The 25,684-nt window shown below is 56.6% G+C and carries 18 protein-coding genes; 13 read left to right on the forward strand and 5 right to left on the reverse strand.

From position 1 onward, the window contains the following. Positions 1 to 94: 94 nt before the first annotated feature. Positions 95 to 3,238 (reverse strand): exonuclease subunit SbcC, encoded by a 3,144-nt coding sequence (gene sbcC, locus RT120_RS20395; protein ID WP_312985572.1) that lies wholly within the window; start codon positions 3,236 to 3,238, stop codon positions 95 to 97. Further along, positions 3,235 to 4,449 (reverse strand): exonuclease subunit SbcD, encoded by a 1,215-nt coding sequence (gene sbcD / locus RT120_RS20400; RefSeq protein WP_312985574.1) that lies wholly within the window; start codon positions 4,447 to 4,449, stop codon positions 3,235 to 3,237. Before sbcD ends, sbcC begins: the two co-directional genes overlap by 4 nt. Before the next feature lie 188 nt (positions 4,450 to 4,637). Between sbcD and phoB the strand changes: the two genes are divergently transcribed. From phoB to RT120_RS20435, 7 genes are all read left to right on the forward strand, one after another. After that, positions 4,638 to 5,327 carry a phosphate response regulator transcription factor PhoB gene (phoB, locus tag RT120_RS20405; protein WP_002437058.1) on the forward strand — a complete coding sequence of 230 codons (690 nt, stop codon included), beginning with the start codon at positions 4,638 to 4,640 and terminating at the stop codon, positions 5,325 to 5,327. Between the two features lie 23 nt (positions 5,328 to 5,350). Continuing rightward, positions 5,351 to 6,661, forward strand: a complete 1,311-nt coding sequence (gene phoR / locus RT120_RS20410; RefSeq protein WP_312985575.1) for a phosphate regulon sensor histidine kinase PhoR — start codon at positions 5,351 to 5,353, stop codon at positions 6,659 to 6,661. Positions 6,662 to 7,063: 402 nt separating this feature from the next. Further along, on the forward strand, positions 7,064 to 8,383 hold the full coding sequence (brnQ, locus tag RT120_RS20415; protein ID WP_312985577.1) for a branched-chain amino acid transporter carrier protein BrnQ: 1,320 nt from the start codon (positions 7,064 to 7,066) through the stop codon (positions 8,381 to 8,383). A 73-nt stretch (positions 8,384 to 8,456) separates the two neighbouring features. Further along, on the forward strand, positions 8,457 to 9,830 hold the full coding sequence (gene proY / locus RT120_RS20420; protein ID WP_312985579.1) for a proline-specific permease ProY: 1,374 nt from the start codon (positions 8,457 to 8,459) through the stop codon (positions 9,828 to 9,830). Positions 9,831 to 9,986: 156 nt separating this feature from the next. Continuing rightward, complete coding sequence (gene malZ, locus RT120_RS20425; RefSeq protein WP_312985580.1) at positions 9,987 to 11,804, forward strand: maltodextrin glucosidase; 1,818 nt, start codon at positions 9,987 to 9,989, stop codon at positions 11,802 to 11,804. Between the two features lie 90 nt (positions 11,805 to 11,894). Further along, on the forward strand, positions 11,895 to 14,633 hold the full coding sequence (locus RT120_RS20430) for a DUF2339 domain-containing protein (RefSeq protein ID WP_312985582.1): 2,739 nt from the start codon (positions 11,895 to 11,897) through the stop codon (positions 14,631 to 14,633). Beyond that, positions 14,630 to 16,009 (forward strand): DUF3999 family protein, encoded by a 1,380-nt coding sequence (locus tag RT120_RS20435; protein WP_312985584.1) that lies wholly within the window; start codon positions 14,630 to 14,632, stop codon positions 16,007 to 16,009. The genes RT120_RS20430 and RT120_RS20435 overlap by 4 nt, the downstream gene beginning before the upstream one ends. Before the next feature lie 47 nt (positions 16,010 to 16,056). Here the strand turns inward: RT120_RS20435 and RT120_RS20440 are convergent, their stop codons facing one another. Both RT120_RS20440 and acpH read right to left on the reverse strand, forming a co-directional pair. After that, on the reverse strand, positions 16,057 to 16,659 hold the full coding sequence (locus tag RT120_RS20440) for a peroxiredoxin C (RefSeq protein WP_312985585.1): 603 nt from the start codon (positions 16,657 to 16,659) through the stop codon (positions 16,057 to 16,059). Between the two features lie 197 nt (positions 16,660 to 16,856). Beyond that, positions 16,857 to 17,438 (reverse strand): ACP phosphodiesterase, encoded by a 582-nt coding sequence (acpH, locus tag RT120_RS20445; RefSeq protein WP_312985587.1) that lies wholly within the window; start codon positions 17,436 to 17,438, stop codon positions 16,857 to 16,859. 204 nt (positions 17,439 to 17,642) lie between these two features. On the opposite strand from acpH, the gene queA reads away from it, so the two are divergent. From queA to RT120_RS20475, 6 genes are all read left to right on the forward strand, one after another. After that, a complete protein-coding gene (queA, locus tag RT120_RS20450; RefSeq protein WP_312985588.1) occupies positions 17,643 to 18,719 on the forward strand; it encodes a tRNA preQ1(34) S-adenosylmethionine ribosyltransferase-isomerase QueA in 1,077 nt (358 codons plus the stop codon). A gap of 107 nt (positions 18,720 to 18,826) precedes the next feature. Further along, entirely contained in the window at positions 18,827 to 19,954 is a 1,128-nt protein-coding gene (tgt, locus tag RT120_RS20455; RefSeq protein ID WP_312985589.1) for a tRNA guanosine(34) transglycosylase Tgt, read from the forward strand. Positions 19,955 to 19,975: 21 nt separating this feature from the next. Continuing rightward, the gene (gene yajC, locus RT120_RS20460; RefSeq protein ID WP_003021544.1) at positions 19,976 to 20,308 is read left to right on the forward strand and encodes a preprotein translocase subunit YajC; all 333 of its coding nucleotides are present in this window, start codon (positions 19,976 to 19,978) and stop codon (positions 20,306 to 20,308) included. Positions 20,309 to 20,335: 27 nt separating this feature from the next. Beyond that, positions 20,336 to 22,183, forward strand: coding sequence for a protein translocase subunit SecD (secD, locus tag RT120_RS20465; RefSeq protein ID WP_312985590.1), 1,848 nt, complete (start codon positions 20,336 to 20,338; stop codon positions 22,181 to 22,183). A gap of 10 nt (positions 22,184 to 22,193) precedes the next feature. Then, positions 22,194 to 23,165, forward strand: coding sequence for a protein translocase subunit SecF (secF, locus tag RT120_RS20470; RefSeq protein WP_183171429.1), 972 nt, complete (start codon positions 22,194 to 22,196; stop codon positions 23,163 to 23,165). A gap of 120 nt (positions 23,166 to 23,285) precedes the next feature. Then, positions 23,286 to 24,683 carry a M24 family metallopeptidase gene (locus tag RT120_RS20475; protein WP_312985591.1) on the forward strand — a complete coding sequence of 466 codons (1,398 nt, stop codon included), beginning with the start codon at positions 23,286 to 23,288 and terminating at the stop codon, positions 24,681 to 24,683. 35 nt (positions 24,684 to 24,718) lie between these two features. Here the strand turns inward: RT120_RS20475 and RT120_RS20480 are convergent, their stop codons facing one another. Continuing rightward, complete coding sequence (locus tag RT120_RS20480; protein ID WP_312985592.1) at positions 24,719 to 25,603, reverse strand: nucleoside-specific channel-forming protein Tsx; 885 nt, start codon at positions 25,601 to 25,603, stop codon at positions 24,719 to 24,721. Between the last annotated feature and the right edge of the window lie 81 nt (positions 25,604 to 25,684).

Consider the following 25,684-nt stretch of genomic DNA (forward strand, 5'->3'; position numbering starts at 1 on the left):
TCCCTGCGGGGCTGACCTGGCTCGTCAATTGCGCCTCGGCGATTTTGATGCCGGATGAAAACCCCCTGCTTTGACTCCGCTGGTGTGAGGGGAGTTAACTTACTGCGTATTCCTTTGCTAATCGGCTGATGCCGAGGCCGTTTATCTTTTTCACTTTGATTTGTACCGGGATGCGTTCTTTCATGGCTTCGACGTGGCTGATGACGCCGATGGTTTTGCCGCTGGCGTTCAGGGCGTCCAGCGCGTCGAGGGCGATGTCCAAAGTTTCGGCGTCGAGGGTGCCGAAGCCTTCATCGAGGAACAGCGAGTCGATGCGGGTTTTGTGGCTCACCAGATCCGAGAGCGCCAGTGCAAGAGCCAGGCTGACCAGGAAGCTTTCGCCGCCGGAGAGGGTGCGGGTGTCGCGTACCGCATCCGCCTGCCAGGTATCCACCACTTCCAGCTCCAGCTCTTCGCTCAGTTTACGCTTCAGCAGGTAGCGCCCGTGCAGCCGGTTAAGTTGCTGGTTCGCCAGCCAGACCAGGTTGTCGAGGGTTAAACCCTGGGCGAACTTGCGGAATTTATCGCCTTTTTGCGAGCCGATTAAATGGTTGAGATGCGCCCAGGTCACCAGATGGGCGCTGGCGTTATCTATCTGCTGTTGCAGCCCTTCGAGCCGCTCGCGGTTGTCCGTATCCTGTTTGAGTTGCTGGTTGAGTTCGCCCTGGCGGGTGGCGTTTTCGCGCAGCGTCTGGCTAAGTTGCGCCAGTGTCGCCTGTAAGGCATCCAGATCTACTGCCCTATCAATCTCAGCAGGCATGGCTTGCAGATGCGCGTTCAGCGCCTGTTCCGCCTGAGCCAGCCGGGTTTGCTGTTCGTGAAGCTGGCGCTCGGTTTGGATTTTTAACGCGCTGAGGCGCTCCAGTTCCTGCGGCTCCAGCACCGCGGCAAGAAATGCGGTTTCATCGGCAAAGCGGCTTTGCGCCAGGGCTTGCTCAAATTTTTGTGACAGCTGCGCTTCTCGTGCCTGCTCCTGTTGGCACTGTTCGCTGAGCGTTGCCCACTGTACTTCCAGCGTCAGGCACTGATTGTGACACGGCTGCCAGCTCTCCAGCGGTTCGCCGTTCAAGGGGGCGAGCTGCGCGTCTTCTTCCGGGAGCACTGCCAGGATTTCATCACAGCGGGTAAGCAAGTTTTGTAGGGCAAGCTGGCGGGTTTGCTGCTGTTGCCACTGTTGTGCTTCTTGCTCGCGCGCCCGCAGCCAGTCGGCTTCCTGGATCTCATCCGGCAGCGTCAGATCCAGCGCGGCAAATTGTTCGCTGAGCGTCTGGTAGCGCGCTGCCGTTTCTGCTTCGTATTGCGTGATAGCCTGCTGCCTGGCGCGGGCGTCATCCGCCAGGAGTTGGTGCTGTTGCAGCAGGTAAAGCTGCTGTTCGTACTGGGTTTGGGCGTCCAGCCAGGGCTCCAGCGGTTGGCTGGCGTCCAGCGTCGCGCCCAGCGCCTGGCACAGCGTATTCCAGTCTGCGTTCAGCGCCTGCGCTTTCTGGGTAATGCCTGCTGCTTCGGCGTCCAGCTCCATTAACTGCTTTTGCAGCGAGTTTTGCTGGCCGCGCAGCGTCGCGCCCTGTTCGCCCAGCGCCGATTTTTCCTTCTCGAGCTGTTGGTAGCGCGCCTCGCTGTCATTCGGCTGGATAGCGTTATACGCTTCGATGGCCGGATGATGGGTAGAGCCGCACAGCGGGCAGGGCGCTTCAGGCTGGAGCCGCGCCCGCTCCGCCATCAGACCCGCGATGGTTTTTTCCAGTTCCCACACCTGGAAAGCCTTCGCCGCCTCTTCCTGTTTCTCTTTATACGCCGCGCGCTTCTCACCCAACTGACGTTCCAGATCGGCTAACTGACGGGTAATGCCCTGGCGCTGCTGGTCGAGCTGCCCGGCGCGCTGGCGTTGGGCGGCAATATCCCGGTGCAGCACAGCCAGTTTCTGGCGTTGCCCGCGTTGGGCGGCGGCGCGTTGTAGCTGGCTGCTCAGTTCTTCAGGCGTCAGCGTCAGCGTGACGGGGGCTAGCAGCGCCTGTTTTTTCTTTACCTGATCCAACGCGGCACGCAGTTCGCCGAGCCGGCTTCCGTCGCGGCGGCGCTCAGCGAAGGCGAATTTCCAGCCAGCCAGTTCGTTTTGCCACTGGCCCCAGCGGTGGTGGGTTTGCATCAGCGCGGTTATCTGCTCCAGTTCTGACCGTGAATCAGCAGCGCGTTGGGCGATGGCGGCGCGGATCTGCTGGCGGCGCTGCTTCTCATTAAGTAAGCGAGCATTTACTTCATCGCGCTGGGTTTGCGTCCGTTTCAGCGCCTGGCGCTGGTCGCGGCGCTGCTGCCACAGCGGGCGCAGTTTCTCGGCGGGCAGGGCTTGTTCCAGCCTGGCGATATCGGCCTGTGCCGCGAGCTGAGCCTGTTGCGCCTGCGCCAGATCGGTTTGCGCCTGCTGGCAATGGCGCTCGTGCTGCGCTTTGTGGCTTAACCACTGGTGGTGATGCTGGTTGCGCTGGTGCTGCGCCTGCAACGCGTGCTCTTCTGAAGTAAGCGCCTGCAAACTTTCCGCAAGCAGCTGGCGCTGCTCATCATTGAGCAACATTACGCCCTGCGCCTGGGATTGCAGTTTTTCCAGATCGATACGCGCCTGCTTATGCTGCTCAAAAACCCGCGCGGAAATCACGCCGTAAATCTCGGTGCCGGTCAGTTCTTCGAGAAGCTCTGCGCGCTCCTGGGCTTTGGCGTTCAGGAATGCGGCAAACTGCCCCTGCGAGAGCATCATCGAGCGGGTAAAACGGTCATAATCCAGCCCGGTTAATGTGGCAACGGCATCGAGCTTGTCATTCACTTTATCCGCCAGAATTTTCCCGTCGGCGCTACGGGCCAGTTCCACGCGGGGTGGCTGTAGTTTGCCGTCCGGCAGATAGCGGGCGCGATACTGGCTCCAGAACGCGCGATAGGCCACGCCTTTAACTTCAAATTCCACTTCCGCCAGACACTCGGCGGTGTCGCGGGTCATCAAATCATTCTGCGACTGGGAGATGGTGTTGAGGCGCGGCGTCTTGTGATACAGCGCCAGGCAAACGGCATCAAGCAGGGTGGTTTTCCCCGCGCCGGTTGGCCCGGTGATAGCAAACAGTCCATTGCTGGAAAACGGCTCCTGGGTAAAGTCGATTTTCCATTCACCCTTCAGGGAGTTGAGGTTCTTAAGACGCAGGCTCAAAATCTTCATGCGTTTTCCTCCTGCTGCATCGTCTCCAGGGTTTGGGCGAACAGCGTCCTCAACCTGGCGGCTTCATCCTCTTCCAGCGCTTCGCTTTGCAGGCGGCGCTCAAACACTTCCTCTACACTGAGTTCGCTCAGGGTTTCGGTTTCCAGCCGGGCGATAGCCTGTTCCCGCTGCTCGCGGTTACGGCGCAGTAAGATCACTTCCACCGGCAGATTTTCGGTCATGGCAACGATCTGGCGCTGCATATCGTGCAGGAAATCATCGCTGACAATTTCGATATTCAGCCAGGTTTTCGGCTCGGCGGGCGCGTCGCGCCACTGCTCAAGCTGCTGCTCGATTTGCGCCAGCGTGCCTTTGATCATCGCCAGCGGCTGGGTAACCGGTACTGCCAGCGGGGTGATTTTCGCCAGCGATGCGCCGGAAAACTCCACCAGATTCACTACTTTTTCACTGCCGGTTTCATCAAAACTTAACGGGATCGGCGAGCCGCAATAGCGGATATGTTCGCTCTTTGCCACCGCCTGGGCGCGATGAATATGGCCCAGGGCGATGTAATCCGCCGCCGGGAAATGGCTGGCGGGGAACGCGTCGAGGGTGCCGATGTAAATATCGCGTACCGCGTCGGTTTTAGTGACGCCCAGCGCGGTTAAATGGCCGGTTGCGATAACCGGCAGCGCGCGTTCGCCGCGCAACTGGCAGGCGGCTTCAAAGCACTCCTGGTAATGATGGGTAATGGCGTCCAGCAGTTGCAGTTGTTTATCGCTGCCCGATTCGCCGGCGCGGCTTTTGGTGATGTCGCGCGGGCGTAAAAACGGGACAGGGCACAGTACCGCGCCCGGCTCGCCATTCCGTTTATTGATAATCAATGCCTGGCCTTCAGGATCACGCTGCGCGCTGGCGACCACCCGGGTATTCAGGCAGGCCAGCAGTTCGCGGGATTCGTTGAGCGTCGCAACCGAATCATGATTGCCCGCCAGGACGATTAACTCACAGCCGGTCGGCTGGAGATCCACCACGAAGCGGTTATACAGTTCACGGGCGTAGCTCGGCGGCGAACCGGTATCAAAGATATCCCCGGCGACGATAATGGCATCCACCTGCTGCTCCGCCGCCGTCTGGCGCAGCCACGTCAGGAAGGCCTGGTGCTCCGCCGCGCGGCTTTTGGTATAAAAATTTTGACCGAGATGCCAGTCTGAGGTGTGGAGGATGCGCATCGTCATTCCCTGTGGCGTAAAAGCGAAAGGGGGATTATAACCCTCCTTATACTTCACTGTCCTGAGGTCAGATTTATACAGCAAACTGATGGGTCATAAGACCGTCATCTTTTTCATAAATCTGTCATAAAACTGACGCATAATGGCGCCGCATTCAGAAAATTCGACTTAATTTGACAGGGCTAATCATGGCGAGACGTATCCTGGTCGTTGAAGATGAAGCGCCAATCCGTGAGATGGTGTGCTTCGTACTCGAACAAAATGGCTTCCAGCCGGTTGAAGCGGAAGATTATGACACCGCGGTGAATCAGCTTAACGAACCCTGGCCCGACCTTATCCTGCTGGACTGGATGTTGCCGGGCGGTTCCGGGCTTCAGTTTATTAAACATCTCAAACGCGAAGCGCTGACCCGCGATATCCCGGTCATGATGCTGACCGCGCGCGGTGAAGAAGAAGACCGGGTGCGCGGGCTGGAAACCGGCGCGGACGATTACATCACCAAGCCGTTCTCCCCGAAAGAGCTGGTGGCGCGGATCAAAGCCGTGATGCGCCGCATCTCCCCGATGGCGGTGGAGGAGGTGATCGAAATGCAGGGGCTGAGCCTCGACCCCAGCTCCCACCGCGTGATGACTGGCGAAAACCCTCTCGATATGGGCCCCACCGAATTCAAACTGTTACACTTCTTTATGACCCACCCGGAGCGGGTTTACAGCCGCGAGCAATTGCTTAATCACGTCTGGGGCACCAACGTGTATGTGGAAGACCGAACCGTGGACGTGCATATCCGCCGCCTGCGTAAAGCGCTGGAGCTGAGCGGGCACGATCGTATGGTGCAAACGGTTCGCGGAACCGGCTACCGCTTCTCAAGTCGTTTTTAATCACGATAACCGGAGAGTGACGCGTGCTGGAACGGCTGTCATGGAAAAGGCTGGCCCTTGAGCTGGTGCTGTGTTGTATCCCGGCCCTGATTCTGGGGGCCATTTTTGGTTACTGGGCGTGGTTTCTGCTGCTGGCGGTCACCAGCCTGCTGGTCTGGCATTTCTGGAATTTGATGCGCCTTTCCTGGTGGATTTGGGTCGATCGCAGCATGACGCCGCCGCCGGGGCGGGGGAGCTGGGACCCGCTGCTGTACGGCCTGCATCAAATGCAGTTGCGGAACAAAAAGCGCCGCCGCGAGCTGGGCAGCCTGATCAAACGCTTTCGCAGCGGCGCGGAATCCTTGCCGGATGCGGTGATCCTCACCACCGAAGAGGGCAATATCTTCTGGTGTAACGGCCTGGCTCAGCAACTGCTGGGGCTGCGCTGGCCGGACGATAACGGTCAAAACATCCTTAACCTGCTGCGCTACCCCGAATTCACCAACTGGCTAAAGGGGCGGCAGTTTACTCGCCCGCTGAATCTGGTGCTGAATAACGGCCGCCACCTGGAATTCCGCGTTATGCCTTACAGCGAAGAACAGCTATTAATGGTGGCGCGCGACGTGACGCAAATGCACCAGTTGGAAGGCGCACGGCGTAATTTCTTCGCTAACGTCAGTCACGAATTGCGTACACCGCTGACGGTGCTCCAGGGCTATCTGGAAATGATGGACGATAAACCGCTCGAAGGCCCGCTGCGCGAGAAAGCCATCCATACCATGCGCGAGCAAACCCACCGGATGGAAGGCCTGGTCAAGCAACTGCTGACCCTGTCGAAAATCGAGGCCGCGCCCGCGCTGGTGCTGAATGAGCAAATTGACGTGCCGATGATGTTGCGGGTGGTGGAGCGCGAGGCGCAAACCTTAAGCCATAAAAGACATACGCTTACATTTGACGTCGACAGTCATTTAAAAGTGCTGGGCAATGATGAACAACTGCGCAGTGCGATATCCAACCTGGTGTATAACGCGGTTAACCATACCCCGGAAGGCACGGCGATTACCGTAACCTGGCAGCGCACACCGCAGGGAGCAAAGTTTTCGGTACAGGATAACGGACCGGGAATTTCAGCGGAGCATATTCCGCGTCTCACCGAGCGTTTTTACCGGGTGGATAAAGCCCGTTCCCGCCAGACTGGCGGCAGCGGACTGGGGCTGGCGATTGTTAAGCACGCCCTCAGCCACCACGATGCGCGGCTTGAAATCGAGAGCCAGCCTGCTAAAGGCACCACCTTTAGTTTTGTGCTGCCGGAACGGCTTATCGCAAATCCTGCCCCGGTGCGGCAAATCAGCTAAACCCGCTGTAAAACTTAGTTTCCATGGGCCAGTAAACTGGCCCTTTTGCCGTTTGGTTTCCTGAATAACTGTCTTATTTTTGACGGTTGTTTGTTTTTTGTTCGCATTAAAAGCCATAACATTTTTAAGATTCTGGTATGAATATCTAACTCATTTCACGATTGTGGAATAATCTACTGGTTTTTAGATCCCTTATTGCCTTCAAACGTTATAAGCGTTTAAATTGCGCACCTGATGTTGCCAGACTCACTGTAATTTCGTGGTAATCCAAAAAACTATTCTCCGCCACGGCATCAGGTAAGTGTTTTTCGCTGATTTATAACGAAACGACGCTATTTCGCTCAGCGCTGGCAACCTAAACGTCATTCTTTTCAACACCACATCCACAGGCAGTTAGACTTTATGACCCATCAACTGAAATCGCGTGACATCATCGCACTGGGCTTTATGACCTTTGCGCTGTTTGTAGGCGCCGGCAACATCATCTTTCCCCCTATGGTTGGCCTGCAGGCAGGTGAACACGTCTGGACGGCGGCGATTGGTTTTCTGATCACGGCGGTCGGCCTGCCTGTACTGACCGTGGTCGCGCTGGCGAAAGTCGGCGGCGGCGTGGACAGCCTGAGCACGCCGATTGGCCGTGGCGCGGGCATCCTGCTGGCGACCGTGTGCTACCTGGCCGTGGGGCCGCTGTTCGCCACCCCGCGTACCGCCACCGTTTCGTTTGAAATGGGAATTGCGCCGCTGACGGGCGCAGGCCCGATGCCGCTGTTTATCTACAGCCTGATCTATTTCGCACTGGTGATCCTGGTTTCCCTGTATCCGGGCAAACTGCTCGACACCGTGGGCAACTTCCTCGCGCCGCTGAAAATTATCGCGCTGACCATCCTGGCGGTTGCCGCTCTGCTGTGGCCGGCAGGTGATATCAGCGTAGCCACTGACGCTTACCAGCATGCGGCGTTTTCTAACGGTTTCGTTAACGGCTATCTGACCATGGATACCCTGGGCGCAATGGTATTCGGTATTGTTATCGTCAATGCGGCGCGTTCACGCGGCGTCACCGAAGCACGTCTGTTGACACGTTATACCGTCTGGGCTGGCCTGATGGCGGGCGTGGGCTTGACCCTGCTGTACCTGGCTCTGTTCCGCCTGGGTTCAGACAGTGCGAGCCTGGTCGATCAGTCTGCTAACGGCGCGGCAATCCTTCACGCTTACGTGCAGCACACCTTTGGCGGCGCAGGCAGCTTCCTGCTGGCCGCGTTGATTTTCATCGCCTGTATGGTGACGGCGGTTGGCCTGACCTGTGCCTGCGCTGAGTTCTTCGCGCAGTATCTGCCGCTCTCGTACCGCGCGCTGGTGTTTATTCTCGGCGGCTTCTCGATGCTGGTCTCGAATTTGGGCCTGAGCCACCTGATCCAGATTTCTATTCCGGTGCTGACGGCCATTTATCCGCCGTGCATCGTGCTGGTAGTGTTGAGCTTTACCCGCGGTTGGTGGCACAATTCCACCCGCGTTATCGCACCGGCAATGTTAATCAGCCTGCTGTTGGGCCTGATTGACGGCGTGAAGGCTTCAGCGCTGGGCGACATGTTGCCTGCCTGGACGCAGAAAATGCCGCTGGCCGATCAAGGGCTGGCCTGGCTGATGCCGACGGTAGCGATGGTGGTGATTGCCGCTATTTGGGATCGCGCTGCGGGGCGTCAAGTGACCTCCACCGCGCACTAAATAAAGCCGGACAGATTTTAACCACGGAGCCCCCTCCGTGGTTTTTTTATTGTGTAACCAGGTACTTAACAACATGGATAACGGGACTACGCTCAAACGCGGTTTGAGTACACGACATATTCGCTTTATGGCGCTCGGCTCGGCGATTGGCACCGGGCTTTTTTACGGCTCAGCCGACGCCATTAAAATGGCCGGTCCGAGCGTGCTGCTGGCGTATATCATTGGCGGCGTGGCGGCATACATTATTATGCGCGCGCTGGGTGAAATGTCGGTACATAACCCTGCGGCCAGCTCGTTCTCCCGTTATGCCCAGGAAAACTTAGGCCCGCTGGCGGGCTACATCACTGGCTGGACCTACTGCTTCGAAATCCTGATTGTCGCCATCGCCGACGTCACCGCCTTCGGCATTTACATGGGCGTCTGGTTTCCCACCGTGCCGCACTGGGTGTGGGTGCTGAGCGTGGTGCTGATTATCTGCGCCATCAACCTGATGAGCGTCAAAGTGTTTGGCGAGATGGAGTTCTGGTTCTCATTCTTTAAAGTCGCCACCATTATCATCATGATTGCCGCCGGTATCGGCATCATTATCTGGGGCATCGGCAACGGCGGCCAGCCTACCGGCATCAGTAATTTGTGGAGCCACGGCGGTTTCTTCGCCAATGGCTGGATTGGCACCGTGATGGCGTTGCAGATGGTGATGTTCGCCTACGGTGGCATCGAAATTATTGGTATCACCGCAGGCGAAGCCAAAGATCCAGAGAAGTCGATTCCGCGCGCCATCAACTCGGTTCCGCTGCGTATTCTGGTGTTCTACGTGGGTACGCTGTTTGTGATTATGTCTATTTATCCGTGGAACCAGGTCGGCACCAACGGCAGCCCGTTCGTTCTGACCTTCCAGCATATGGGCATCACCTTTGCTGCCGGTATTCTTAACTTTGTGGTGATCACCGCTTCGCTGTCGGCGATTAACAGCGACGTGTTTGGCGTTGGCCGTATGCTGCACGGCATGGCGGACCAGGGCAGCGCGCCGAAAGTCTTCGCCAAAACCTCGCGTAACGGCGTGCCGTGGGTGACCGTGATGGTGATGACCGCCGCGCTGCTGCTGGCGGTGTATCTCAACTACATCATGCCGGAAAACGTGTTCCTGGTGATTGCCTCGCTGGCGACCTTCGCCACGGTGTGGGTGTGGATCATGATTTTGCTGTCGCAGATCGGGTTCCGCCGCCGCTTATCCCCCGAAGAGATCAAGGCGCTGAAATTTAAAGTACCGGGCGGCGTCGCCACCACGATTGTTGGCTTGATCTTCCTGGTGTTTATTATCGGCCTGATTGGCTATCACCCGGATACCCGCATCTCGCTCTATGTCGGTTTCGCGTGGATTGTCCTGCTGCTGGTGGGTTGGGTGTTTAAACGCCGCCACGACGCGCGCACCCGTATTACCGCATAATGCCTACCATCCCCGCCGCCTGGCGGGGATGCTGTTTTCGCTCTACGCTCAGTCTCTCCACCTGTTAACTCCTCCCCCAAATAAAAGCAAAATGAGGAAGGCGGCTTGCCGCTGATATGGCATGGTGGCGTCAAAAATTGACCGAGGGGAAATACGATGTTGCAAGCCTGGCACCTTCCGGTGGCGCCTTTTATCAAGCAGAACGCGCAGCGGCTGACCATCACGCTGTGGCTTTCCGGGGACGATTTGCCGCAGCGGGTGACGCTGCGCGCGGAACGCGATAACGAAGAGACTTCCATTCCCATGACGCGCGTGCGCAAAGCGCCGCAGGAAGGCGTGACCGCCTGGCGGGCGACTATTGCGCTGGACGAAGGGCAGCCGCGCCGCCGCTACAGTTTTAAGCTACTGTGGCCCAGCCGCCAGCGCTGGTTTACGCCCCAGGGGTTTAACGATTTTCCGCCCGCGCGCCTTGAGCAGTTCGCGGTGGATGCGCCGGATAATGGGCCTAACTGGGTGGCGGACCAGATTTTTTATCAAATCTTCCCTGACCGTTTCGCCCGTAGCCTGCCGCGTGAGGCCGGGCAGGATAATGTTTACTATCACCATGCTGCTCACCGCGACATCATTCTGCGCGACTGGGACGAACCGGTGACTGCCGAGGCGGGCGGCTCGACGTTTTACGGCGGGGATCTGGACGGCATCAGCGGAAAATTGCCGTGGCTGCAAAAGCTTGGCGTCACGGCACTGTATCTCAACCCGGTGTTTACCGCGCCCAGCGTCCATAAATATGACACCCAGGACTACCGCCACGTCGACCCGCAGTTCGGCGGCGACCAGGCGCTGCTGCGCCTGCGCGATAACACCCGCCGTGCCGGGATGCGGCTTGTGCTGGACGGCGTATTTAACCACAGCGGCGACTCCCATCCGTGGTTCGACCGCCATAACGCCGCCACCGGCGGGGCGTGTCATAACCCGGAATCTGCTTATCGCGACTGGTACAGCTTTTCTGAGGATGGACAGGCGCTGGACTGGCTGGGCTACCCGAGCCTGCCGAAACTCGATTATCAGTCCTCGACACTTATCGACGAAATCTACCACGGTGAAGACAGCGTGGTGCGCCACTGGCTGCGCGAGCCCTGGGGCATGGACGGCTGGCGGCTGGACGTGGTGCATATGCTGGGCGAAGCGGGCGGGGCGCAGAATAACCTCCAGCACGTGCGCGGCATTACTCAGGCGGCGAAAGAGGTCAACCCCGAGGCCTACATCGTGGGCGAACATTTTGGCGATGCCCGCCAGTGGTTGCAGGCCGATGCGGAAGATGCGGCGATGAACTACCGCGGCTTCACGATACCGCTGTGGGGATTTTTAGCGAATACCGATATCTCTTACGATCCGCAGCACATTGACGCCGAAATCTGCATTCGCTGGATGGAGCAGTACCGCGCCGGGCTTTCCCATCAGCAGCAGTTACGGATGTTTAACCAGCTCGACAGCCACGATACCGCGCGTTTCAAAACGCTACTGGGTAAGGACGTCGCCCGCCTGCCGCTGGGCGTGGTGTGGCTGTTTTGCTGGCCCGGCGTTCCCTGCATCTATTACGGCGATGAAGTGGGGCTGGACGGCAATAACGATCCGTTTTGCCGTAAACCCTATCCGTGGGACGCCGAAAAGCAGGATCGCGACCTGTTCGCGCTGTATCAGCGCCTGGCGCGGCTGCGTAAACAGCTTCGCGCATTACGCTACGGCGGCTGCAATGTGCTATACGCTAAAGGGGATGTGGTGGTGTTTATGCGCCTGTGGCAGCAGCAAAAAGTGCTGGTTGCCATTAACCGGGGCGATGACACGCGTGTCGAGTTACCCTGGTCGCCGTTAATGGCGGAAACCGAGTGGCGGCTGGAGGAAGGAAAGGCGCAAATAGCGGGACAATCGCTCTTGATGCCAGCCATTTCCTGCGGCGTATGGCGAAACGGCTAAATCCTAATTCAGAAACGCCTGCCTAGCCTTGAGATGCGCCATTTGAAACAATACGCCGTAATCGCGTGAGCCGATTGAAAGGAAAACTACATGGATGGATTGTTGTTCTGGGCTGGGCTAATACTCTTTTTCGTCGTTATTGTTATTCCCATTATGGCAGTAGCGGCGTGGCGAAAAAGTACTGCCGCGCTGGATGAATTAATGCATCTGCGCCAACGGGTCACCGTGCTGGAGACGAGGCTTGCCGATCAAGCCTCGCCTGCGCCAGAGACGCCGGAAGTGCGCAGGGAAACGGAAGTGCAGGCGGCGCATGCATTTGAGGACGACCTCATCGCACGTATTGAGCGCCACCGGCAGAAACCCATGGCGGAAAATGCTCCGCCTGCACCGGTGGACGAAACGCCGCTTCCCTGGAATGGCGGATCGAAGGCAGCCTCAGTTGTTGCGTCGCCAACGGTTCCTTTACCCGTTCCCTCAGCATCTACCTCTGAACCCATTCAGGATATCCCCCCTTCGCAGTTCAGCGGCATGTTCAGTTCGCTGGTGCGCTGGTTTATGCAGGGCAATCCGCTGGCGAAACTGGGGGTATTGCTGCTGTTTCTCGGCCTGGCCTATCTGTTCCGCTATACCGTCGAGCGCGACATGTTCCCATTGGAACTGCGCCTGATGGCGGCAGCGGCGGGCTCGATGGGTCTGCTATTCTTCGGCTTTAAATTGCGCCACAAACAGCCTCTGTACGGCCTGATATTGCAGGGTGGGGCGACTGGCGCACTGTATCTCACCGTCTTCGGCGCTTTCCGGCTGTGGCAAATGCTGCCGATGACCCTGGCGTTTGGTCTGCTGCTGTTGATTTGCGCAGCCAGCGTTGGGCTGGCGGTGCTGCAAAAGGCGCTCAGCCTGGCGATGCTCGCCAGCATCGGCGGTTACCTCGCGCCAATCCTGCTTTCTACCGGTTCCGGCAATCACATCGCGCTGTTTTCGTTTTATCTGCTGCTCTCGGTGGGCATTCTGGCGATTAGCTGGTGGCAGCACTGGCGGGTGCTCAATCTGCTGGGTATGGCGTTTACCTTTGGTGTCGCCGGGCTGTGGGGGATGAACGGCTATCGACCGGAAATTTATCTCAGCAGCCAGTTCTTCTTGACCGCCAATATTCTGCTATTTGGCGTGCTGTGCGTGGGGTTGTCGCTGCGTGCGCAGGAGAGTAAAGAAAAAATTATCGACGGCGTGTTGCTGTTCGCCCCGCCGCTGCTCGGTTTTGGCATGCAGTACGCCATCGCCCGCCATTTCGAATACGGCCCGGCGCTGTCGGCGCTGGGCTTTGGGCTGGTCTATCTGGTGCTGGGCTGGTTGGTGCTACGCCGTTATCCGGGGCAGGGGAAAATCCTGGTGCTGGCCGCGCTGGCGCTGGGCGGCGCGTTCACTACCCTGGCGATCCCGCTGGCGCTGTCAGCGCGCTGGACATCCATGGCCTGGGCGCTGGAAGGGTTGGGCATTCTGTGGCTTGGCCTTCAGCAGCGTCAGTTACGGATGAGTTACAGCGGTGCTGGATTGCTGGTTTTGGCGTTATTCAGCGCTATTTTTGCAGCGTCGCTGAATATGCCGCCGCTGACCGGCATACTGGTTTTTGGTGTGTTGTGTGCGACCTGGTTTGCCGCTGCTATGCTATGGCGTCCGGTAGATACCCATCTCAGCACTGGTTTCCTGTATGGATCGATAGGCCTGTGGGTAATCGCTTTCGCCTGTGTGTATGAACTGGTATTACGCCCGTACGTCAACTTGCCCGTCGGTGCGCTGTTACTCGCATGTATTTCAGCAGGATGCTGGCGGTTCGCCAGTCAACGCCTGTCATGGCGCGAGCTGGGCTATACGCAATGGCTGCTCTGGCCCACATTGATCGTTACCATTTTTATCCAGGCTGCCCAGGAGCAGGCGTTACTCAGCGCTGGATGGCAAGGTTTGATTTGGCCTGTTGCTATAGTTTGTGCGCTGGCGTTGCTCTACAAAGACGATGACCCTTCCCAGGCCTATTTTTCGCAGGCACTCCATTTATCTTTATTCTGGATGGTCCTGAGCATCGTCGGCCTGGAGATCCACTGGTTTATCGAAGACCTGCCATGGGGATCGGATGAGTGGCAGGCGGGCATTATCATGGCCAGTGCCGGGAGCATTATCATGCTGGCGCATGGCGCTATCCGCCGCAATCTGTGGCCGGTACGCGTCTGGCCAGCCCTGTATGCCAATATTGGGCTATTGCCATTGATTGCGCTGCTCTTTGGTACGGTGATATTCAGTAACCTGCTCGACGGCGTCATGGCTGGCTGGCCGTGGTTCCCGTTGATGAATCCGCTGGAAATCGGTGCGGGTTATGGCCTGGTTGCGCTGTGGGTTGCTGCACGATTTATCAATGCGCATCGGCCTGTGGCCTATGATTCGGTTTCACAATTTGTACCGCTAATCCTTGCCGGGCTGGCATTCTGGTGGGCGAACGGCATGCTGATGCGAATACTCGCTAACTACGGCGGTGTTGCCTGGCAATTTGACTCGCTGTGGGCCTCGCGCCTGATCCAAACCACCTTTGCACTGTTCTGGATGCTCATTGCGCTGGGAGTCATGGTTAAAGCGACCCATTCTGCCAGCCGTAAAAACTGGATGGCGGGCGCTGCGTTGCTCGGCGTGGTGATTGCGAAGTTAATCTTAGTAGACAGCGCACGGGGCGGCGGCCTGGCACGCGCCATCGCGTTTATCGGCGTGGCGGTGTTGGTATTGATCGTCGGGTATTTTTCACCGCTGCCACCGAAAGCGGACGTTAATAAGGCGGAGTCGGAATGAAGGGAATAGCAAAAATTATCGCGATGGCAGCGCTCTGGATGGCGCTTCCTGGGTTCGCAGAGGACGCTGCGCCAGACGTGCCGCAGGATTATGCCTGGGGGATGCATCTGAAAAGCGAAGGGGCATCTCCTTTCTGGCAAATCGCGTTGCCAACCCAGGTGTATGAGCAGTCCGTCTGGCCCGATTTTCGCGACGTTCGGGTGTTTAACAGTAAAGGCGAAGCCGTGCCGTTCGCGCTGACGCTCCATCAGCAGCGGCCAAAGCCCGCACCTGAACCGGTGGCACTGAACGTCTTCCCGCTGGATATTAAGCACGTTAAATACGAAGGGCAAAACAGCCTGACGGTAAAAATGCCGGGCGGGGCGGAAGTCCATCTTGATGGTGACGATACCAGTCGTATTAGCCAAAGTTTTCTGATGACGTTGCCGGATGAGCAGAAAAGTTCGCTGGCGGTGGCGCAGTTGCGTCTGGGTTGGGTGAAACTGGCGCAAAACTGGCAGGCAAAAGTCGATCTTTATTCCAGCGCCGATCTAAAAAAGTGGCAGTTGCTGGTTGAGGATGCGCCGTTAATGGATCTCACGTCCGGTAGCAGCCAGCTCAGGCATGATACGCTTCAGGCTGGCGTCACGCTCTCTGACGAGGGGCCGCGCTATTTACTGATGACGGTATTTGACGCGCCTGAAAATATCAACGTGCAAAGCGTGGAAGCCATCGCATCAGCCGCTGATTTAAGCAATGCCAACATTTATTTGTCGGCCCACAAAGAAAGCGCCGAGGCTAGCGTGGCGATATACAGCTGGGTTAATCCACAGCCGCTAACGGCGCTGGCGATCAATCCGGGTAAAGAAAACGAGGTATTACCGGTAGAAATTGACTATCGCCGCCGCGCTGATGATCTCTGGCTACCGCTACAAAAAACGGTGCTTTACCGGGTGAGTGAGATGCAATCTGAACCTGTAACGCTCAATGGGGAGATGGTTCAGGCCATCAGGATTAAAGGCATCAATGCCAGTTGGGGCGATACGCCGCCGGAAGTGCAGGGATTACGCGCCAGCCAGGCGCTGGTGTTTATTCCTCAGGGGACGGGGCCGTTTATGCTGACGTGGGGAAACAAGGCCGCTAAACCGCAGGCGATGGCGCTGGATATGGTGATCCCCGAAAAACTGCGCGGGCAATACACGCTGGATTCACTACCGGTTGCCACGGAAGCCGATACCGTCACGCTGGGCGGCGAGGCGCGGTTAACGGCGGTCGATCCGGCAGAGCGCCGCAGCCAGTGGATGACGATGCTGATTTGGGGCGTGCTGGTGATTGGCGTGCTGGGGTTGCTGGGCGTTGCGTACCGGCTGTGGCGGGAAGTGAAAAACAAACCCTGATGCCATAAAAAAAGGCCCGCAATCGGGCCTTTTCTTTGAAGTCGTTATTACAGCTTAGCGACGTTCTCGCTCAGGTATTTCGCCACGCCGTCCGGAGACGCGTTCATACCTTCTTTGCCTTTTTCCCACTGAGCCGGGCACACATCGCCGTGCTCTTCGTGGAACTGCAGCGCGTCAACCATACGCAGCATTTCATCAATGTTACGGCCCAGCGGCAGATCGTTAACCACCTGGTGGCGAACCACGCCGTTTTTGTCGATCAGGAAGGAGCCACGCAGCGCAACGCCTGCATCCGGGTGCTCGATGCCGTAAGCCTGCTGGATTTCACGTTTGATGTCGGCAACCATCGCGTACTGAACCGGGCCAATACCGCCTTTATCAACCGGCGTGTTACGCCATGCGTTGTGAACGAATTCAGAGTCGAAAGAAACGCCAACCACTTCTACGCCGCGTTTCTGGAATTCTGCGTAACGTTTGTCGAATGCGATCAGTTCAGACGGGCATACGAAGGTGAAGTCCATCGGCCAGAAGAACAGTACGGTTGCTTTACCGTCGATGTGTTTTTTAAAGTTGAAGTTTTCAACGATTTCGCCACTTCCCAGAACGGCTGCAGCGGTAAAATCCGGCGCCTGACGAGTTACCAGTACCATGAGGACTCCTTGGTGTTATTTAAGGTGAGTAGAACGCAACGCGGGCCAGTATAGAGAGCTCACGCAGGTTCACAAAGATGAATAAACCGATTATTCAGATAGGTTTTATCTATCAATAATTAAAGTTACTGTGTGCAGCCCACAAGAATAGCCCTTTTTTGAAAAAGGGCAATATTTACCTTAAGAGGTTGTGAGGACTATAAGGTTTTCTGTTGCGCCATGCTCATCATGCGCGGATAGAACTGCCAGAACCGCTGTTCCAGTTCATCATACCTGGCGTCCAGGTCGACCCAGCTCTGTTGCAGCGCGGAAAGTTTTGGTCTACGGCTTGCCATGCCGTTCAGCACATTGCCAATAAACGCCATATCGCTGTAGCGCTCAAGCCAGCGTTCAGACCACAGGTACTGGTTAAGGTTGATAAAACGCGGCGGCGTAAGCGGCAGATGCTGGCCGATTTCGCGCTGGGCCTGGGCCACGAAGCACGGGAGTTCGAGCTCGGGGGAGAGCCTGTCCCAGTGGCGTGAGACAAAATGATCCCACATAACATCCAGCGCAATGGGCGCGACGCGGCGAGTTTCCGGACGAAACCAGGTTTTTGCTTCCAGTACTTCCGGCAGGCTATCCGTCAACACATCCACCCGGCGGTGCATATAAATCCCGGCCACCACGTCGGCGGCGTAGTCGCCCGAGGGATCGCCGCGCACAAAGTCGGCCAGCAAATTGCCCAGCAGCGAGCTTTCCGAGAGCCGGGCGAGATGAAGATGGGCGAGAAAATTCATGTATTGTCCCAATAGAAGCGTTAACAAGGTGAACGGGTTGCAGCTAAAGCGCCCCGGCACTAGACTATAGCGCCTGTTTTTTCGAGCTGGATTAACAGACCATTTTACTTGCTGGTGAGCGAAAGCGCCTGTTAACGCGCAAAACTCGCCGAGCTTTGACAAAAACTCCTGTTAAGCAGGCTCTACGTTTTAGTGTGAATTGCCATGCGCGTTGCCGATTTTTCCTTTGAATTACCTGAATCCCTGATTGCTCATTATCCGCTGCCAGGCCGGAGTTCCTGCCGTTTGCTGTCGCTCGACGGTCCAAGCGGTGCGCTGACGCATGGCACTTTCACCGATCTGCTGGAAAAGCTCAACCCGGGCGACCTGCTGGTATTCAACAATACCCGGGTGATCCCGGCGCGGATGTTTGGCCGTAAAGCCAGCGGCGGCAAGATTGAAGTGCTGGTGGAGCGCATGCTGGATGACAAGCGCGTGCTGGCCCACGTGCGCGCCTCGAAAGCGCCGAAGCCGGGCGCGGAACTGCTGCTGGGCGAGGACGAAAGCGTTAAAGCTACCATGACGGCGCGCCACGATGCGCTGTTCGAAATTGAATTTGATGATTCACGCGCTGTGCTGGATATCCTCAACGACATCGGCCACATGCCGCTGCCGCCGTATATCGACCGCCCGGATGAAGAGTCCGACCGTGAACTGTACCAGACGGTTTACAGCGCCAAACCGGGCGCGGTGGCGGCGCCTACCGCCGGGCTGCATTTTGATGAGCCGCTACTGGAAAAACTGCGCCAGAAGGGCGTGGAGATGGCGTTTGTCACGCTGCACGTCGGCGCAGGGACGTTCCAGCCGGTGAGGGTCGACAGCATTGAAGACCACATCATGCATTCTGAATATGCCGAAGTGCCGCAGGATGTGGTCGACGCGGTACTGGCCTGTAAAGCGCGTGGCAACCGGGTGATCGCGGTAGGCACCACCTCGGTGCGTTCGCTGGAAAGCGCAGCCCAGGCAGCGAAAAACGATCTGATCGAACCGTTCTTTGATGATACCCAAATCTTTATCTATCCGGGCTACCAGTACAAAGTCATCGACGCGCTGGTGACCAATTTCCACCTGCCAGAATCGACGCTGATTATGCTGGTGTCGGCTTTTGCCGGGTATCGCCACACCATGAATGCTTACCAGCAGGCGGTAAATGCGCAATATCGCTTTTTTAGTTACGGGGATGCGATGTTTATCACGTACAATCCGTCGGCTATCACCGAGCAAATCGGGCAAGACCAATAATCTATTACCAAATAACGCCTTAACCGGGCGTTATTGATTTTCAGCGTGGAGCGAACTCCACGCTGTTAGCACAATCATCAGACTGTCTCTCTGATGCAGGAGAAAACATGAACTTTGAATTACAGACCACCGATGGTCGCGCCCGTCGCGGTCGGCTGGTGTTTGAACGCGGCGTGGTTGAAACGCCCGCGTTTATGCCCGTCGGCACCTACGGCACCGTAAAAGGCATGACGCCGGAAGAAGTTGAAGCCACCGGCGCGCAGATTATTCTGGGTAACACCTTCCACCTGTGGCTGCGTCCCGGCCAGGAAATCATGAAGCTGCACGGCGATCTGCATGATTTTATGCAGTGGAAAGGCCCGATCCTTACCGATTCCGGAGGATTCCAGGTCTTTAGCCTTGGTGATATTCGCAAAATCACCGAACAGGGTGTGCACTTCCGCAACCCGATTAACGGCGATCCGATTTTCCTCGACCCGGAAAAATCCATGGAAATTCAGTACGATCTCGGTTCCGACATCGTAATGATTTTCGATGAGTGCACGCCGTATCCTGCCGACTGGGATTACGCCAAACGCTCGATGGAAATGTCGCTGCGCTGGGCGAAACGCAGCCGCGATCGCTTTGATTCTCTGGGTAATAAAAACGCGCTGTTCGGGATTATCCAGGGCAGCGTTTACGAAGATTTACGTGATATCTCCGTCAAAGGGCTAGTCGAGATTGGCTTTGATGGCTACGCTGTCGGCGGTTTGGCTGTGGGCGAACCGAAAGAGGACATGCATCGCATCCTCGAACACGTTTGCCCGCAGATCCCGGCAGATAAACCACGATACCTGATGGGCGTAGGTAAACCGGAAGATCTGGTGGAAGGGGTGCGTCGCGGTATCGATATGTTCGATTGCGTTATGCCAACGCGTAACGCCCGTAACGGTCACCTTTTCGTCACCAATGGCGTGGTGAAGATCCGTAATGCGAAGTACAAAAGCGACACATCACCGCTGGATGAAGAGTGCGATTGCTACACCTGTCGCAATTATTCACGTGCTTACTTGCATCATCTCGATCGTTGCAACGAAATACTGGGTGCGCGTCTCAATACCATTCATAATCTTCGCTACTATCAGCGCCTAATGGCTGGTTTACGCAAGGCTATCGAAGAGGGTAAATTAGAGCACTTCGTTGCAGATTTTTACCAACGCCAGGATAGACCGGTTCCACCTTTGAATGTTGATTAATTAAATAATGAGGGAATTTTAATGAGCTTTTTCATTTCTGATGCGGTAGCGGCAACAGGTGCTCCGGCGCAGGGCAGCCCGATGTCACTGATTCTGATGCTGGTGGTGTTTGGTCTGATTTTCTATTTCATGATCCTGCGCCCGCAGCAAAAGCGCACCAAAGAACATAAAAACCTGATGAACTCCATCGCGAAAGGCGATGAAGTGCTGACTAACGGCGGTCTGGTTGGTCGTGTGACCAAAGTAGCGGAAAGCGGCTATATCGCTATCGCTCTGAACGACACCACTGAAGTAGTTATTAAGCGTGACTTCGTCGCAGCCGTCCTGCCGAAAGGCACCATGAAGGCGCTGTAATCTTTCGTTTTCCCAAAGGGAACTGCCGTGTTAAACCGTTATCCTTTGTGGAAGTACATCATGCTGGTCGTCGTTATTGTCGTCGGCCTGCTTTATGCCCTTCCCAACCTGTATGGTGAGGATCCGGCTGTTCAGATCACTGGCGCGCGCGGCGTCGCCGCCAGTGAGCAAACGCTGAATCAGGTCCAGAACACCTTAAATCAACAAAAAATCACCGCGAAGTCTGTGGCGCTGGAGCAAGGCAGTATTCTTGCCCGCTTTGATTCCACCGATACCCAATTACGCGCGCGCGAAGCGCTGATGGACGTATTGGGCGATAACTACGTGGTGGCCCTTAACCTCGCGCCGGCAACGCCGCGCTGGTTAACGTCTATTAATGCTGAGCCGATGAAGCTGGGTCTCGACCTGCGCGGCGGCGTTCACTTCCTGATGGAAGTGGATATGGATACTGCACTGGGCAAGCTCCAGGAGCAGAACATGGACAGCCTGCGTAGCGATCTGCGCGAAAAAGGCATCGCGTACACCAACGTGCGTAAAGCCGATAACTACGGTTTGAATATCGTCTTTCGCGACAGCAATGCGCGTAACGAAGCGATTTCTTATCTCTCGCCGCGCCATCGCGATCTGGTGATTTCCAGCCAGGGTGATAATACGCTGCGTGCCGTGATGACCGACGAACGTCTGAAAGAAGCGCGTGAATATGCGGTACAGCAGAACATCAACATTCTGCGTAACCGTGTAAACCAACTGGGTGTGGCGGAACCGCTGGTTCAACGCCAGGGCGCTGACCGTATCGTGGTCGAGCTGCCGGGTATCCAGGACACCGCGCGCGCCAAAGAAATTCTGGGTGCGACGGCAACGCTGGAATTCCGTCTGGTTAATACCAACGTCGATCCCGCCGCTGTGTCGGCAGGCCGCGTTCCGGGCGATTCCGAAGTCAAACAGACCCGTGAAGGGCAGCCGGTTGTGCTGTTCAAACGCGTGATCTTAACCGGCGACCATATCACCGACTCGACGTCCAGTACCGATGAATACAACCAGCCTCAGGTGAATATTTCACTGGATAGCGCGGGCGGTAACATCATGTCGAATTTCACCAAGGACAACATCGGCAAGCCGATGGCGACCCTGTTTGTGGAATACAAAGACAGCGGTAAAAAAGACGCGAATGGCCGTGCGATTCTGGCTAAGCAGGAAGAAGTGATCAACGTGGCGAACATTCAGTCGCGTCTGGGCAACAGCTTCCGCATCACCGGTATCAACAACCCGAACGAAGCGCGTCAGCTTTCGCTGCTGCTGCGTGCCGGTGCACTGATTGCGCCGATTCAGATTGTTGAAGAGCGCACCATCGGCCCGACGCTGGGTATGCAGAACATCACCCAGGGTCTGGAAGCGTGTCTGGCGGGCCTGGCGGTCTCCATCCTGTTCATGATCATCTTCTATAAGAAGTTTGGCCTGATCGCCACCACGGCGCTGATTGCCAACCTGGTGCTGATCGTCGGGATTATGTCCCTGCTGCCAGGGGCGACGCTCACCATGCCGGGTATTGCGGGTATCGTGTTAACCCTTGCGGTCGCGGTGGACGCCAACGTACTGATCAACGAACGTATCAAGGAAGAGTTGAGCAACGGGCGTTCAGTCCAGCAGGCGATCGACGAAGGCTACAAAGGCGCGTTCAGTTCCATCTTCGATGCGAACGTGACCACGCTGATTAAAGTGTTGATCCTGTACGCAGTGGGTACCGGGGCGATTAAGGGCTTTGCAATTACCACCGGCATTGGCGTGGCGACTTCGATGTTTACCGCAATCGTCGGTACTCGTGCCATCGTGAACCTGCTGTACGGCGGCAAACGCATCAAGAAGCTGTCTATTTGAGGAGTGCGTTGTGGCACAGGATTATACTGTTGAACAATTGAACCACGGCCGTAGAGTCTATGACTTTATGCGCTGGGATTACTGGGCCTTCGGCATCTCTGGTCTGCTGCTTATCGCGTCGATTATTATCATTGGCGTGAAGGGCTTTAACTGGGGTCTCGATTTCACCGGCGGTACGGTCATTGAAATTTCGCTGGAAAAACCGGCGGATATGGATCTGATGCGTGAATCGCTGGTGAAAGCGGGCTTTGAAGATCCGCTGCTGCAAAACTTCGGCAGCAGCCGTGACATCATGGTGCGTATGCCGCCTGCGGAAGGCGCAACCGGCGGCCAGGTTCTGGGTAGCAAAGTGGTCAGCGTGATTAACGACGCTACCAGCCAGAACGCCGTGGTGAAGCGTATTGAGTTCGTCGGCCCGAGCGTGGGCGCGGAACTGGCGCAAACTGGCGCGATGGCGCTGCTGGTCGCGCTGCTCTCCATTCTCGTTTACGTCGGGTTCCGCTTTGAGTGGCGTCTGGCGGCGGGCGTGGTTATCGCGCTGGCGCACGACGTGGTGATCACCATGGGCGTGCTGTCGTTGTTCCATATTGAAGTGGACCTGACGATTGTTGCGTCGCTGATGTCGGTTATCGGCTACTCGCTGAACGACAGCATCGTGGTATCTGACCGTATTCGTGAAAACTTCCGCAAGATCCGTCGCGGTACGCCTTACGAAATCTTTAACGTGTCATTGACCCAGACGCTGCACCGTACCTTGATCACCTCCGGTACTACATTGGTGGTGATCCTGATGCTATACCTGTTTGGCGGCACCATGCTGCAGGGCTTCTCCCTGACTATGCTGATCGGTGTGTCTATCGGTACTGCGTCGTCTATCTACGTGGCGTCCGCGCTGGCGTTGAAACTGGGTATGAAGCGCGAGCATCTGATCCAGCAGAAAGTGGAGAAAGAGGGCGCCGACCAGCCTTCGATTCTGCCTTAATGCGTACAGCGTGAATAAAATCCCGGCCAACTGGCCGGGATTTTTTTTGCCTGTTTGCAGCGCTTTGTTTACTGTGGATCGGCCAGAATTATAAGACCTGATTACACGGAGCGCTTTGCAATGACCGAACCACGCCGCATCGTTGTCAAAAATATCCCCCAGCCGGAATGCTGGCAGGCCGTACCGTCCGTTACCCTGACGGATGCCACGCTGAAATTACGTAAAGCCAGGGTGCTTGAACGCATGGCGCAACTTTCGCTGGACACGCTGGTTGTCTATGCCGATAAAGAGCACGGCGCGAATTTCGAATACCTGACCGGGTTTATCCCGCGCTTTGAAGAGGCGCTGCTGGTGTTGCATCAGGATGGCGAAGCGGTACTGGTGCTGGGCAATGAAAACCTCAAGCTGGCCGCCCACGCCCGGCTGGCAAACCGCGTGGTGCCTGCGCCGTGGTTCTCGTTGCCCAACCAGCCGATGACCAACACGACGCCGCTGCCGGAAACCCTGCGTTTAGCGGGCCTGGCAGAGAAAAAACGCATCGGCGTGGCGGGCTGGAAACTGTTTACCAGCGAGTATGATGACAATACTCAACTCTTCGATTTACCGTCGTTTATTGTTGATTCGCTGCGCGCAGCGGTAACGCCCGATGGCATTCTGACCAACGCCACCGGCGTGTTTATCTCCCCGGCCAACGGGGCTCGCATCGTGAACAACGCCAATGAACTCGCGCACTACGAATACGGCGCTAACCTCGCCTCAACGGCAATTCTTAGCGCGCTTAATGCCATCGAGCCGGGTAAGACCGAAAAGCAGATCGGCGCGCTGCTGGCGGCGGAAGGGCAGGCCAACAACGTAATTATGATTGCCGCGACCGGGGACCGCTTTGACAGCGCCAACCTTTACCCCAGTGACAAAGTGATTCAGCGTGGTGATAAATTTTCCCTAACCACCAGCTACAAAGGGGGGCTAAGCAGCCGCGCCGCCTATGTGGTCGCGAATCAAACCGAGCTGACACCTGCGGTTGCAGACTATCTTGACATGGTGGCAATCCCTTATTATCGCGCGGTAGTAGGCTGGCTTGAGCGGATGCGCGTCGGGGTTACCGGCGGGGAAATTTACCAGCTAATCGAAAAATTGTTGCCGAAAAGCGATTATCACTGGCACCTGAATCCCGGTCATTTAGTGGCGGATGAAGAGTGGATGTGTTCACCGATTACGCCTGATTCAACCATCGCGTTAGCCAGCGGTATGCTGTTACAGATTGACATTATCCCGTCGCGGGCAGGGTACGCGGGAGCCAGCATTGAAGATACCGTGGCGCTTGCCGATGCGGCGCTACGTGAAGAGTTGGCAAGGGATTACCCGGCGGTGTGGGCACGCATTATCGCACGGCGCGATTACATACAGCGTTATCTGGGGATTCCACTTTCTGCGGATGTGTTGCCGTTATCCAATACAGTCGGGTATTTGCGCCCGTGGCTGCTGGATAAAACCTTAGCGTTAAGCTGCGCGGAGTGAAGAAACGCCGGTCATAGTATGACCGGCGTAACAATTTAGAAGTTGTAACCCACAACCAGATAGCCACCCCAACCGGTGGATTTCACGTTGAACGGACCGTTGCCGAAGTTCAGCTCAGCGTCATCCGCCCACTGGCCGCCGTTGTGCCAGTAACGCGCTACGACCGCATAGTGGAAGTGATCGTAGTTCAGCGACAGGATGTGGCTGGACGCAATCGAGTTGTTGGTACGGGCTTTGTTGCCGTTCAGGTCGCGGAAATCTTTGTCGCCCAGTTCGGAACCCCAGTCAAAGTTGGTGAAGCCGATATAGTTCAGGTTGCCGCCCCACAGCGGGGTGATCGGCACAAAGTATTTCACTTTGAAACGGTAGCCATCCCACTCGTTTTCGTTCGCTGCGCCGTAGTTCTGCCACTGGTATTTGGCATACACGTTCATGGACAGGCTCATCGGCAGGCCGGTTTCGATATCGGTACCTAAACCCATATACCACGTGCTCTGGCGGCCAGAGGCGTTGCGGCCCATGTCGTAGATATAGTTGTTAGCGAAATACCACTCTTTAAACGGACCAAACGCCAGGCTGGTGTCGGTCAGTTTGTCGATAGAAAAGCGCGGTTCGATTTCCATAAACAGCGGAGAACCGTGGTTCCAGATACCGCGCGCATTGCTGTCGCCACCGAAGAAGCGCGGCGCATCCACATAGCCGTAGAAATCGAACCAGTCTTTTTTGGCGAACGCTTCGTATTCCAGATAGGTGTCGTTACGCAGCTGCGGTCCGAAACGGGTGTGATAACTGCCCACCACATTGACGCTCTGATGCCACCAGTCAGACAGGTATTCAGGTTTATTGGTTTCTTCCGCGCTGGAAGAGAAAGAAGCGGAAAGCGCCAGTGCCGCACCGGCAGCTAAAACAATTTTTTTCATGGTTATTGCCACTTTTAGATGAAATCCCCAACGGGAGATAAGGTATGTCGTACTCTCCCACCAGCCTGAACGGGAGATGTT

Source organism: Atlantibacter sp. (assembly GCF_032062175.1).
Lineage (GTDB): Bacteria > Pseudomonadota > Gammaproteobacteria > Enterobacterales > Enterobacteriaceae > Atlantibacter.